This window comes from Streptomyces sporangiiformans, assembly GCF_005768555.2.
GTDB lineage: Bacteria > Actinomycetota > Actinomycetes > Streptomycetales > Streptomycetaceae > Streptomyces > Streptomyces sporangiiformans.
On sequence record NZ_VCHX02000171.1, the window covers coordinates 40,169 to 51,756 of the forward strand.

Annotated in this window: 15 protein-coding genes; 5 read left to right on the top strand and 10 right to left on the bottom strand. The window is 70.9% G+C overall.

Features of this window, described 5'->3' with window-relative positions; genetic code table 11:
- Positions 1-11 precede the first annotated feature (11 nt).
- The 6 genes from FGD71_RS29650 to FGD71_RS29675 form a co-directional block, all read right to left on the bottom strand.
- Entirely contained in the window at positions 12-638 is a 627-nt protein-coding gene (locus FGD71_RS29650; RefSeq protein WP_119103617.1) for an alpha-ketoglutarate-dependent dioxygenase AlkB, read from the bottom strand.
- 137 nt (positions 639-775) lie between these two features.
- Entirely contained in the window at positions 776-1,111 is a 336-nt protein-coding gene (locus FGD71_RS29655) for a hypothetical protein (RefSeq protein ID WP_119103618.1), read from the bottom strand.
- A 162-nt stretch (positions 1,112-1,273) separates the two neighbouring features.
- On the bottom strand, positions 1,274-1,489 hold the full coding sequence (locus tag FGD71_RS29660; protein ID WP_119103619.1) for a CDGSH iron-sulfur domain-containing protein: 216 nt from the start codon (positions 1,487-1,489) through the stop codon (positions 1,274-1,276).
- 33 nt (positions 1,490-1,522) lie between these two features.
- Positions 1,523-2,560, bottom strand: a complete 1,038-nt coding sequence (locus FGD71_RS29665; RefSeq protein WP_119103620.1) for an iron-containing redox enzyme family protein — start codon at positions 2,558-2,560, stop codon at positions 1,523-1,525.
- Positions 2,561-2,634: 74 nt separating this feature from the next.
- Positions 2,635-3,120 carry a DUF6479 family protein gene (locus FGD71_RS29670; protein ID WP_338120091.1) on the bottom strand — a complete coding sequence of 162 codons (486 nt, stop codon included), beginning with the start codon at positions 3,118-3,120 and terminating at the stop codon, positions 2,635-2,637.
- A gap of 167 nt (positions 3,121-3,287) precedes the next feature.
- Positions 3,288-3,458, bottom strand: coding sequence for a hydrophobic protein (locus FGD71_RS29675; protein ID WP_119103621.1), 171 nt, complete (start codon positions 3,456-3,458; stop codon positions 3,288-3,290).
- Between the two features lie 260 nt (positions 3,459-3,718).
- Between FGD71_RS29675 and FGD71_RS29680 the strand changes: the two genes are divergently transcribed.
- On the top strand, positions 3,719-4,513 hold the full coding sequence (locus tag FGD71_RS29680) for a SigB/SigF/SigG family RNA polymerase sigma factor (protein WP_119103622.1): 795 nt from the start codon (positions 3,719-3,721) through the stop codon (positions 4,511-4,513).
- Between the two features lie 262 nt (positions 4,514-4,775).
- Here FGD71_RS29680 and FGD71_RS29685 read toward each other — a convergent pair whose 3' ends face one another.
- Positions 4,776-5,135: an ANTAR domain-containing protein gene (locus FGD71_RS29685; protein WP_119103623.1), complete on the bottom strand. Its 360-nt coding sequence runs from the start codon at positions 5,133-5,135 to the stop codon at positions 4,776-4,778.
- Between the two features lie 235 nt (positions 5,136-5,370).
- Between FGD71_RS29685 and FGD71_RS29690 the strand changes: the two genes are divergently transcribed.
- From FGD71_RS29690 to FGD71_RS29705, 4 genes are all read left to right on the top strand, one after another.
- The gene (locus FGD71_RS29690; RefSeq protein WP_119103624.1) at positions 5,371-5,544 is read left to right on the top strand and encodes a CsbD family protein; all 174 of its coding nucleotides are present in this window, start codon (positions 5,371-5,373) and stop codon (positions 5,542-5,544) included.
- Between the two features lie 240 nt (positions 5,545-5,784).
- Complete coding sequence (locus tag FGD71_RS29695; protein ID WP_119103625.1) at positions 5,785-6,483, top strand: HemK2/MTQ2 family protein methyltransferase; 699 nt, start codon at positions 5,785-5,787, stop codon at positions 6,481-6,483.
- A 69-nt stretch (positions 6,484-6,552) separates the two neighbouring features.
- Positions 6,553-6,759, top strand: a complete 207-nt coding sequence (locus tag FGD71_RS29700; RefSeq protein ID WP_119103626.1) for a hypothetical protein — start codon at positions 6,553-6,555, stop codon at positions 6,757-6,759.
- Between the two features lie 62 nt (positions 6,760-6,821).
- Positions 6,822-8,285: an aminotransferase class I/II-fold pyridoxal phosphate-dependent enzyme gene (locus FGD71_RS29705; protein ID WP_119103627.1), complete on the top strand. Its 1,464-nt coding sequence runs from the start codon at positions 6,822-6,824 to the stop codon at positions 8,283-8,285.
- A gap of 62 nt (positions 8,286-8,347) precedes the next feature.
- On the opposite strand, the gene ligD is transcribed toward FGD71_RS29705, so the two are convergent.
- The 3 genes from ligD to FGD71_RS29720 form a co-directional block, all read right to left on the bottom strand.
- Complete coding sequence (ligD, locus tag FGD71_RS29710; RefSeq protein ID WP_162931250.1) at positions 8,348-9,358, bottom strand: non-homologous end-joining DNA ligase; 1,011 nt, start codon at positions 9,356-9,358, stop codon at positions 8,348-8,350.
- 6 nt (positions 9,359-9,364) lie between these two features.
- The gene (locus FGD71_RS29715; RefSeq protein WP_119103628.1) at positions 9,365-9,964 is read right to left on the bottom strand and encodes a DNA polymerase ligase N-terminal domain-containing protein; all 600 of its coding nucleotides are present in this window, start codon (positions 9,962-9,964) and stop codon (positions 9,365-9,367) included.
- A 110-nt stretch (positions 9,965-10,074) separates the two neighbouring features.
- A partial coding sequence (locus tag FGD71_RS29720; RefSeq protein ID WP_420878359.1) for an Nramp family divalent metal transporter occupies positions 10,075-11,588 on the bottom strand: 1,514 nt, incomplete at its 5' end.

Here is an 11,588-nt window from a genome sequence, read left to right on the forward strand (position 1 = left end):
CGTTCCCGCGGTCAGAGCACGCCGTGCGGCCGGAACTGGATGCTGATCCGGGGACCGGCCGCACGCGTGGTCTTGGGGATCGCGTGTTCCCAGGTGCGCTGGCAGGAACCGCCCATCACGATGAGGTCGCCGTGCCCGAGTGGCCGGCGTACGCTGCCGCCGCCGCGCCGAGGCCGCAGCAGCAGATCGCGTGGTGCGCCCACGGAAAGGATGGCGACCATCGTGTCCTCGTGCCCGCCCCGCCCGGTCCGGTCCCCGTGCCAGGCCACGCTGTCCCGGCCGTCGCGGTAGTAGCAGAGCCCGGCCGTGACGAACGGTTCGCCCAACTCCTCCGCGTAGTGCGAGGAAAGGGCGTCCCGCGCCTCGTCCAGGACGGGGTGCGGCAGTGTGTCGCCGGCGTCGTAGTAGGCGAGCAGCCGCGGTACGTCGACCGTGTGCTCGTACATTTTGCGCCGCTCGGCCCGCCAGGGCACCTCGGTGGCGAGCCGCGTGAACAGAGCGTCGGCTCCCCGCAGCCACCCCGGGAGCAGGTCGATCCATGCGCCGTCGCCGAGCGCGGTCCGGCGCAGCCCGCTCAGCGGGCCCAGGCGGACGTCGTCACTCTGGTCGAAGAGCGAGCCCTGGAGGTGCGGGGACATGGCTCCAGGTTACCCATGGATTCGAATGTACGTACTATCGAGCGACTGTCGGCCCAGGACCGGCAGGATGGTCGCGGAGCCCGCGCCCACCAGGCCGACGACCTGTCTGCGGCAGCCGAGTGCCGCCCCCGCCCCGATCACGACCGCCTGGGCCGGCGGTTCGGCGGCCGCCTGAACCGCCGGATGTGCCGCAGGGCGCTCGGCAGCAGCGGAAAGACAGCGGCGACGCGCCCCGCGACCACGGGCCGGACCCCGCTCCCCGCACCGGCCTGCGCCAGCCCGATGTGCTGCACGGCCACGCCCAGACTGGCGAGCAGACCGTCCGCGGACGCCTGCGCCGTACTGGCGCCGTGCTGAGCGCCCGCGCCGGACAGGAGCCACAGCGCGGGCACCTCGACCAGGATGCCCAGCCAGGCCAGGGGAGTGGTCCGGCAGCCGAGAAAGCAGACGCCGCACAGCACGGACAGTGCCACCCCCGCGTGAGGCACTCACCGGAACGACGACGCTCATCGCCTCGCGGCTCAGACCACGGTTGAGGAAGTGCACGGCCACGCCGCTGCCGGTCCCCGACAGCGCTCCCTACGTCAATGGCCCATGAGGATTCGCGCCGGATCAGCCGACTCGGGGGCGGCCCCTCAGTCCGGACGCCCCCGCTCGGGGTGTTGGCGGTGGCTGGTGTCGCACCACGGATAGGCGCGGCTGCGACGGCAGGTGCACAAGGCCACACAGAACCGCTCGGAGGACACGGTCGTGCCGTCCTCCAGGACGACTTCGACCGGACCCTCGACGAGCAGCGGGCCCTCGCGTGGGGCTGTGATCCGGCGCGGACGTTCGCCGGGGACGGTCGACACGGATGACCACCGGCCTCTCCTGCGGGGAAGACGTCAGACGGATGGGTGGAGGGAAGTGCGGGGGGACGTGCTGAGGGATGTACGCAGTGACGACTCACCGGCCCGCCACGCCGCCAGCAGCCGGTCGGCGAGACGCTCCTCGAGGTACCCGGTGGCATCCACACCGAACGCCACGTCGCCGTCGAGCTGGGGCTCCTCCTCGAGAAGGCCCGCGACGACCTCCCGGCGCACGATCTGCTCGTGCACCGCGTCGGCCTCGACGTGCTCGCGGTAGAAGTGCTCGGCGGCCGGCCCCGCTCCGATACGTCGCATCGCGCGGGCGAGACGCCGGGATCCGGGCGACGAGGTGGTCTCGACGGCGGCGAAGTGCCCCACCAGCGCGCCGCGCAGCGCACGGTGCAGCCCGAAGAGGGACATGAGATTCACGACCGCCAGGGCCTCGGCGCCGCTCGCGTAGACATAGTGACCGTATGCCGGGTCCAGCTCCAGGTCGGTCATGAGGTCGGCGAACATCCGGGCGTGCACGCGCTCGGCGCGTCCCGCGCCGTACTCGTCGAACTCCACCGCCGCCATCCCCGCCTTGGCCCGGCCCCAGAGCCGCGGCAGGACCCAGGCGTGCGGATCGGCCTCCTTGAGGTGGTAGACCGACCGCTGGGCCGCGTACTCCCGCAGATGCCACAGCTCGCCCTCGTCCTGGAGGAAGTGCGTGATCCCGTGGCCGTCGACGGGTTCCACGAGCAACTCGTCCAGTGCGTCGTCGGCATGCTCGTGCCGGGAAGCCCCGGTACGCAGAGCGGCCAGGAACGGCCGCTCCAACGCCGCCCGGACCCTGAGCAGCTCGGGGTCCCATTCCCGGTCCGCGTCGACACCCGCGAAGCCTCGATAGTGCAGCTCGTAGCAGAGGTGGAGGGCCAGCTGCAGATCATCCCCGAACGGGGCGGCGTCGCCGATCGCGGCATGGTCGGGCAGTCGCCGTGCATGACGCAGATAGCCGGCGACCGACGCGGAGAGTGGGCCCCGGCTCGGCGGCAGTTCCGGTTCCCGGGGCAGGCCCTTCGCTACGCGTTCCATGCCTGCGGGGTACCCGCGACCGAGAACCCCTCACATGCGTGCCGTGGCCATCCGGGGCCCTGTCCGCTGAAGGTTCACGTCCGGCCGGGGTCACCGCTGCCGGAGGCTCCGCCGCTCTTCTTGTCCCAGGTCGGCGCCTCCTGGTCCGGCGCGCGACGGGAGCCGCCGCCGACGTGTCCCCACAGCTGGTGCGGGGTGAGCCGTTGGCGGCCACGCGGCACCTCCACGGGCTCTCGCCGCTCGCGCACCTCGCGCACGGGGCCGGAGGCCGGGGGCCGGGGCTGTTCGTGGGGGTGCGGCGGCGCGGGCTCCCGCTCGCGGAGCCGACGGCCCCACCAGACGGCGGCGATCAGGGCGCCGACGATGACGACCCCTACCAGGAACGGCACCACTCCGCCCAGCACGGGGGAGGAGAGGGTCATGTGCGTCGTGACGGTGTCCATCTCGCGCGAGTACCCGCCGCGGCTGACCGAAACAACCGCCCGGCGGCAGCGGCCGACCGCGGTCCGGGCCACCAGGCGGGCCCACTGCCGGCGGCCGACCGCCGGCAGCCATCGCACGCGCCGGCGCCGACGGGCCCACCGTCAAAGACCCGCCGGCAGTTTTTCCTGTCAGGCGTTCGCCCGTACGCGTCAGGTACCCGTCCGCGCACGGGGCTGGTACGTCCCTCCCAGCGTGGCGTAGAGCCAACGCCGCACGCGCAGAACGAGCGCCCTGGGCCTCGCCCTCACCACCTGTACCAGCGCGACCGGGAACCCGTCGCCGTCGTGCCGCGCATCAGGAAGCCGAGCAACCAGACGACGAGCACGGCGACGGCGATCCACCACAGGGCCTCCAGGACGAATCCCACTCCGAACAGGATCAGGATCAGAAGGAGGACCAACAAGACGGGGACCATGACCTCCACCTCCTGAGAGCCCGAGTTCCCCGAATCGACGCTCTACACGAGTTCCGCACGGATGACTCGTCGCGGAGCATCGCGAAAATTATCCCCGTTTGGTCGGGTGAAATGATGGGAAATGGGCATATAAGTGCTTCGGACAGGAGGCACGTCCGTGGGAGCTGGTCCGCCAGATCGCGGGTGTGTTCCGAGCCCGTCATGCGCGCCCTCCCATGGTGACTGCCAGTCGGCGCCTTCTGAGGGAGATGCGACGCACCATGCGAGTCACCGTCAGATCGAAGCAACACCCGCATGACGACGCCCCCGACACGGCCGCGGCTTTCGAAAGGCTCGCGGCTCTGCCCGAGGGGCCCCACCGCGATGCGCTGCGGGACGAGATCGTCCAGGCCTGGCTGCCCATGGCGGACCGCATCGCCACCCAGTACCGGGGGCGCGGCGAGTCCATCGAAGACCTCTGCCAGGTCGCCGCACTCGGCCTCGTCAAAGCGGTCGCCCGTTACGACCCGGATCGCGGCTGTGCCTTCGAGAGCTACGCGATCCCGACCATCACCGGCGAGATCAAGCGCCACTTCCGCGACCACATGTGGGTCCTTCATGTGCCACGCCGGGTCCAGGACCTGCGCAACCGCGTCCGGGTCGCCGAGAAGGAACTGTCGCAGTCGGCTCCCGGCCGCCGGCCCACCGTCGCCGAGATCGCCGCGTACGCGCGCATGAGTGAGGACGACGTACGTGTCGGTCTTGAAGCCCTCGACAGCTTCACCGCCCTCTCTCTGGACGCCGAACTGCCGGGCAGCGAGGACGGCTATGCGCTGGGGGACGTCCTGGGAGAGCCCGACGCCGGGTTCGACCTGGTCGTCGACCGCGAGGCCGTGAAGCCCTGTCTGCGAGAGCTCCCCGAACGCGAACGGACCATCCTCTACCTGCGCTTCTTCGGAGGCATGACACAAAGCCGCATCGCGCAGCAACTCGGCATCTCGCAGATGCACGTGTCCCGGCTGCTCAGTGCGTGCTGCACCGAACTGAGGGAGAAGGCGCTCGCCGGACCTGCCTGATGCCTGGCTCGCGCCGGAGTGGACGGGTGGAACGCCCGGCCGCCCGGCGCGAGTACCTTCGGGCCGGGCGGCCGGGTGGCGGGCTCACTGCCGAACCCTCCCGGGAGCGGTTGGCCAGTGTGTCGCCAGTGTCCGAACTAACCAAGTGCGTCGAACCGAAACACCACGTCGGGTCCTGGCCGGAGGCCATGATGGCCGGGGCGGTCAGGCGTCCGGAATCAGGCGTCGTGGAATCAGGCGTCCGGAATCAGGCGTCGTGGAATCAGGCGTGCGGAATCTGCGTGGGCCCGTAGCGGTCGAGCGCGTCTTCCAGCGTGGTGCGAATCTCGGGCGGGAGGTCGCCTTTCTGCCCCCAGATGATGATCAGCTCCGCGACATTGCGCAGCTTGATGTTCGTGTGCTGGGAGACTTCCCGCAGAACGGTCCAGCCCTGTTCGGGTGTCACCCGCCCCAGCGCGACCATCATGCCGATCGCCTGGTCCACGACCGCGTGCGAGGTCACGGCCTCCTTCAACTGGCCGATCTCCGCCCGCAACTCGGCGATCCGGGCCGTTTGGTCGTCCGGTGCGGTCGGCTCCTGTGGGCCGCCGGCGACCTCGTCCGAACGGGTGTCTGGCGTCATCGTCCCCTCCGGGTCGGAGCACTGGCGTGGTTCTCCCGTGTCATCCCTTCGCTGTCCCGCGTGCGTATGGCCTGAATCCATCGTCCCCACTCGGCCTGACGTGTGCCAGTGCGAACGCGCGCGAGCACGCGGCATGGTTACTCCACGTAGGGAGAAGTTCACGAATTGCGAGCGGTGAGATCGGGGCGCAGGGTGGACATGCCAGTCCAACCCTCCCCGTAAAGGACGGAAAACCATGGGTAAGGCAAAGGGCAAGGCCAAGCAGATGAAGGGCAAGATGAAGGAGACCACCGGCAAGACCATGGGCGACACGGCCATGGAGCGCGAAGGCCGGAGCGAACAGATGTCGGGCAAGACGGAGGAGCAAGGCATGAGGCCCTCCGAGCGCCCGAAGAAGACCCCCCGGTAGACCGGCCCGCGCCCGCGCGGTACGCCCCTGAGCGGTCGCACCGGCCTCGCCCGTGCGACCGCCGGGGGCGTCCTTCATTCGGACGAGCGGACCGGGGCTCGCGTGAAGGACGACGTGTGGGGGAGCGGTTGCAGGGCACTCGGCGCGACGAAACGGACGCGCCCTGCCAGGCGATCGACGGTCGGCGGCAAAGGCCATCTCCACCACCCGAGACGGTTGCCCGGACGGAGAGTCACCACCATGGCTGGTCTCGTGGACACAGTCCCCCCTCCGACGACCCTCCTGACGCCGCTCGGCGTCTACCGGCCGCAGGCCGACACCTTTCTGCTCGCACAGGCCCTCTGCGGCGAACAGCTGAGCACCGGCGCGGAGGTTCTGGACCTCGGAACCGGTAACGGCACGCTCGCGATCTGCGCCGCTCGTCAGGGAGCCCGCGTCACGGCGATCGACATCTCCTGGCGCGCCGTACTCACCACCCGGCTCAACGCCCTGCGCTCCGGACAGCGCCTCACGGTCCGCCACGGAGACCTCCTCGGCTCCGTCCCGGACCGCTCCGTCGACCTGGTGGTCAGCAACCCGCCCTACGTCCCCACTCCCGCCTCGCACCGGCCGGGCGTCCCTGGCGCCGAACGAGCCTGGAACGCCGGCCGCGACGGACGTGCGGTTCTGGACCGGATCTGTGCCGACGCGCCGCGAGTCCTGCGTCCCGGCGGTGTGCTGCTCATGGCCCAGTCGGGGCTGAGCGACATCGAGGAGACACTCGTCCGCCTGGCGCGCTGTGGGCTCCGGCCCGCCGTGAGCGACCGGGCCTACATCCCGTTCGGTCCGGTCCTGCGCTCCCGGCTCCCGTGGCTGCGGGAGTCCGGTCTGGTGGGCGAGCGCGAGGAGAACGAGGAGCTCGTGATCATCCGGGCCGAGCGGACGTCATCGGAGTCATAGGCGCCACGAGGCCGGGCACGGTCCACAGTCGGGTGACTGCACACCGGAGCGCCGGGTACTCGCCGCCGTATGCGCAAGATCATGCAGCGCCCGCTGCGGCGCAAGAAGGCACCCCGTACCGCGGCCGAAGAAGCTCTGGCAGAAGCCGAACAGCAGGGCCACGAGGACGACACGGACACCAGCCGGGGCCGAGAGCGCGGGCCGGGCGACCCCATCACCCCGAGCACCCGAGCGAACCGCGAGGCCACCGGGGACGACCGCTCGGACCGCCCCTAGGCGGTACGCCAGTCGCTGCGCGGTCCGCCCCGACAGTCGTCGCCGAAAGGAGGACATGGCCCGTGGACCACACCCAAGCGCCCGTACTCGACGCCCTGCGGCGCCACCACGAGCGAGGCGAAATCGCCTTCACCCCGCCCGGACACAAGCAGGGGCGAGGCGCCGATCCGGAGGCCCGGGCAACGCTGGGCGACGCCGTCTACCACTCCGACCTGCTGGCGTCCGGAGGCCTGGACGACCGGCGTACGAGCGGCGAGGTGCTGGTGCGTGCGGAGCGGCTGATGGCGGACGCGGTCCACGCCGAGCACACGTACTTCACCACCTGCGGCAGTTCCCTGTCCGTCAAGGCGGCCATGCTCGCCGTGGCGGGCCCGAGCGAGAAGCTCATCGTGGGGCGCGACGCCCACAAATCGGTGATCTCCGGTCTGATCGTCTCCGGAATCGAACCGGTCTGGGTCGATCCCCAGTGGGACGAGGAGCAGTGCTTCGCCCATGCCCCCGGCCCGGAAGCCTTCGAGGAGGCGCTGACCCGACACCCGGACGCGCGCGGCGCCCTGGTCACCAGCCCCACCCCGTACGGCAGTTGCGCCGCCCTGAACGACATCGCGGAGATCTTCCACGCGCGCGGCCTCCCCGTCGTCGTCGACGAGGCCTGGGGCGCCCATCTGCCCTTCCACCCGGAACTGCCGTCCTGGGCGATGGACGCCGGCGCGGACGTCTGCGTCACGAGCATCCACAAAATGGGCAGCGGACTGGAACAGGGCTCCGTCTACCACCTCCAGGGCTCCCGGATCGAGGCGGACACCCTGCGGGCGCGCGCCGACCTGTTCGGCACCACCAGCCCCTCGGTCCTCATCTACGCGGGACTCGACGCCTGGCGCCGCCAGATGGTCCTCCACGGGAAGGGCCTCCTGGACCACGCGCTGCGTCTCGCCTCGCAAGTCCGCGCCGCCGTCGACGAGATACCCGGCCTGCACGTCCTCGGCCACGACCACCTCGTGGGGCCCGGCCTGTCCCCCGACTTCGACCCGCTGCCCGTGGTCATCGACGTCAGCGGTCTCGGCACGAGCGGCTACCGAGCGGCCGACTGGCTGCGCGGCGAACACCATCTCGACATGCACCTGGTCGACCACCGGCGCATCAGTGCCCAGCTCACCCATGCCGACTCGACCGCCACCACACAGCCGCTGCTCGACGCCCTGCGCGACCTCGCCGCGCATGCCGCGGAGCCGGTCGACGGCCGGCCGGTCATCGACGTACCGAGCGGGCAGGACATGCGGATGGAGCAGACCTGCCGCCCCCGCGACGCGTACTTCGGCCCCGCCCGGGCCGTGCCCCTGGAGCACGCGGCAGGCTGTGTCTCGGCCGAGATGATCACGCCCTACCCGCCCGGCATCCCGGCCGTCCTGCCGGGTGAGCGGCTCACCGAGCCGGTCCTGCGGTACCTGCGAACCGGCCTGCGGGCAGGGATGAACCTTCCGGACGCCTCCGACGCGGAACTGCGCACGGTCCGCGTTCGCGTCTGAGCCGGATCCGGCGAGTCGGTGGTTCGTGAGTTCGTGAGGGTGCTGGTGGTGAGCGACCCGGCCTACGCCACCGGGCGTTCGCGTACGACGTCCCGCGCGGCCTTGTCGTCGCGCAGCCCGAGGAACCGCGGATGGCGCAGCATGCCGTCCCGTGTCCACTCGGTGAACGCGATCTGCCCGACGAGCTCCGGCTTCGCCCAGTGGGCGCGTGGCTCCCGGACGCGGTCGGCGAAAGGCGAGGTGGCGAGGGACAAGTCGTCCAAGCGGTCGCGGAGGTAGGTGAGCATCCGGTGGTCGAAGCCGGTGCCCGCCTTGCCCGCGTACCGCAACTTGTCACCCTCGTAATAGCCGAGCAGCAGCGCGCCGAGGCCGGCGCGGCTGCCGGCCGGTTCGGTGAATCCGCCGACGACGAACTCCTGCTCCCGGGAGCACTTCAGCTTGAGCCAGTCCGGTGAACGGCGCGGCTGGTAGCGGCTGTTCGCCCGTTTCGCGATGAGCCCCTCCCAGCCGCGGGCGCAGGACTCGGCGAGCAACTCGGCGCCGCCTTCGTTGCGGTGCGTGCTCATCCGCAGCGGTGCGCGGAACGCCAGGGCGCGCCGCAGCAGCGACTTGCGCGTGCGCAACGGCAGTTGCCGGGTGTCGGTGCCCTCCAGCCGCAGCAGATCGAACAGGTAGTACGTCACGGCCACACCGCTGGCGTCTATGTCCCGGCGCCGGGTGAGCCCCATCCGCCGCTGGAGGCGGGCGAAGTCGGTACGGCCCCGCGAGAACGCGACGATCTCGCCGTCGACCGTGAAGTCCGTGCACGTTTGAGCGGCGAGTGCTTCGACGATCTCCGGATATGTCTCGTTGAGCCGGTTGCCGCCGCGCGAGAGCAGAAGAACCCGCCCGTTCTCCCGGACCGCCAGCGCACGGACGCCGTCCAGCTTCCGCTCGAAGATCCACTCGCCGGAGAAGTCCCGCCGGCTGCTCAGCGTGGCGAGCATGGGCTCGGAGGCCAGCTCCACGCCCGAGCGTGCGTCACGCAGCCATCGGCGCTCGTCGGCGGACAGCGTGTACAGAAGACCGGCCACCGCCGCTCACCCCGCTCCGGCCGCCTGCCGCAGCGTGCGCCCGCTGCGCACCGACCGCGCCCGCCGCGGATCGGGCGTCCCGCCCTCACCGGGCCGGGCCCGCTCGTCGGCGGTCTTCACCAGCAGCCACGCCTCGCCCTTCCCGCCGCGGAGCCGGGTCAGGGCGTACTCGCCGCGCAGCTTCGAGCCGTGCAGCAGGAACGTGCCATGACCACGCTCCAGCGCCTCCTCGAAGGGCACGGGCCGCCCACGCCGGTCGTGGCTGGTGGGCCGGTAGGTGCCGCGGTCCCAGACGATGACCGTTCCGCCGCCGTACTCGCCCTCGGGGATCAGGCCCTCGAACTCCTCGTACTCCAGTGGATGGTCCTCCGTGGGCAGAGCCAGCCGCTTCTCACGCGGATCGGCCGACGGCCCTTTCGGGACGGACCAGGACTTCAGCACGTCGCCGACCTGCAGCCGGAAGTCGAAGTGCATCGTGCTCGCGTCGTGGATCTGCACCACGAAGTGCGGTTCGCCGTCCGAGGGCCTGTCCTGGCCGTGAGGTTCCCTGGTCCTGCCGAAGTCACGCTTGCCGCGGTACGTCCGCAGCGGGTCCTTCTCGCCCACGTCCCGCTCCTTCCCTCGACCCACGGCGCCGGGTGCGGCGGCGGACAGCCGGCCGTCGCCGCCCGGTACCGTCTCGCAGACCCCGGGTACCCCGCCCGTGCCCGGCCGACTCAGGACCCGGCGAGGCTGATGCCGAGGACGTCCAGCACGCCGTAGACGCCGAGGAACACGATCGCCGCACTGCTGACCGCGAGCGCCGCCGTCAGCCACGGGCTGCCGCGGAAGCGCTTGTCGACGCCGGTGGACCGCAGCCGCCAGACCGCGATCACCACGGCCAGCAGGAAGACTCCGCCGCCGATGCCACCGATCTGCACCATCAGGACCGGTGACTGCACCCACAGGAAGGACGACGCCCACAGGGGCGGCAGGCAGCACGTCAGGACCTGGATCGTGCGCCGCCGTACCCGGACGTCGTGCCAGTCGATGACACCGAGCAGTCCGAGGGTGTTGGTCCACAGCCGCGGCACGCTGGCGGTCGACCCGATCAGCGTCGAGAAGAGGACGGCGAAGGCGCCGATCAGGAACAGGTACTCGGCCCAGGGACCCATCGTGTCGGTGTAGACGCGGGACAGCGTGGTGATCATCGAGTTGCCCTCGGGGATCAGGTTCTGCGGATGCAGCACGGCCGCGCCGATCACATAGAAGGAGAGCGTGCACAGGGTGCAGACCAGCCAGCCGGCGGCGACGTCCAGGCGCATCACCTTCAGCCACCCCTCGGCCCGCCGGGCCCGCTCCTCGCTCCCGTCGTCCGGGCCGGTCCAGCGGGCGTAGCCCTTCTCGATGCACCAGTAGGTGTAGGTCGTCATCTCGTCGGCGCCGACCCCGGTGATGCCGAACATTGCCAGCGCGATTCCGGCCGTGCCCGCCGGGATGAGGAAACTGAAGCCCTCGCCCAGCTCGGGTGGCCCGTACCCGAATTCGGTCAGGGGCAGGCCGAGGGCGAGTGCCAGCGTTGCGACGGTGAAGATGACCACGGAGGCGACGCACAGTCGCTCCACCATGCTGTACTTGCCCGTACGCAGCAGGATCACGGCCAGCGCGGTGATCAGCACCGTCCACACGGCTAGCGAAGGCCAGCTCAGCGTCTCGCCGGTGATCGGCCACATCACCGAACACGCCGCCGCGGTACCGCCGATGATGCCGCCCCGCTGGAACATCTTGGCGAAGTCCATCCCGATCCACAGCCAGTTGATCCAGCCCACCCGGCCGATGCGAGGGCCTATGTCCCGGTAACCCTCCAGCGCCGTACGCCCGTTGAGGATCGTCCAGCGGGCCAGCTCCATCTGCACCCACACCTTCACCGCGGTGCTGATGACGACGAGCCACAGCAGCACGAACCCGGCCTCGGCGCCGAGCGAGGTGGTCACGATGAGCTCTCCGGAGCCGACGACGGCGGCCGACAGGACGAATCCGGGACCGAGATGGCGCAGCCGCCCGGCAAAAGTGCGGGGTGCTTCGCGGACGTCCTCGGCGCGCAGGGCGTACGGGTCGGGTTCGGCCGGTGGTGCCTCGGCTGCCGTCCGGGCGGTGGTTTTCGGCATGGCGGATCCTTCGGGTCGTGCGGCTTCGTCGCCGGACTCGGGCACGGGGAAGGTGGGGACGGGGAGGGGGAGGACGGGGAACG

Coding starts and splice junctions, on each gene's coding strand:
- FGD71_RS29650 (WP_119103617.1), bottom strand. CDS start 638: ATGTCCCCGCACCTCCAGGGCTCGCTCTTCGACCAGAGTGACGACGTC.
- FGD71_RS29665 (WP_119103620.1), bottom strand. CDS start 2,560: ATGGAACGCGTAGCGAAGGGCCTGCCCCGGGAACCGGAACTGCCGCCG.
- FGD71_RS29675 (WP_119103621.1), bottom strand. CDS start 3,458: ATGGTCCCCGTCTTGTTGGTCCTCCTTCTGATCCTGATCCTGTTCGGA.
- FGD71_RS29680 (WP_119103622.1), top strand. CDS start 3,719: ATGCGAGTCACCGTCAGATCGAAGCAACACCCGCATGACGACGCCCCC.
- FGD71_RS29685 (WP_119103623.1), bottom strand. CDS start 5,135: ATGACGCCAGACACCCGTTCGGACGAGGTCGCCGGCGGCCCACAGGAG.
- FGD71_RS29690 (WP_119103624.1), top strand. CDS start 5,371: ATGGGTAAGGCAAAGGGCAAGGCCAAGCAGATGAAGGGCAAGATGAAG.
- FGD71_RS29695 (WP_119103625.1), top strand. CDS start 5,785: ATGGCTGGTCTCGTGGACACAGTCCCCCCTCCGACGACCCTCCTGACG.
- FGD71_RS29700 (WP_119103626.1), top strand. CDS start 6,553: ATGCGCAAGATCATGCAGCGCCCGCTGCGGCGCAAGAAGGCACCCCGT.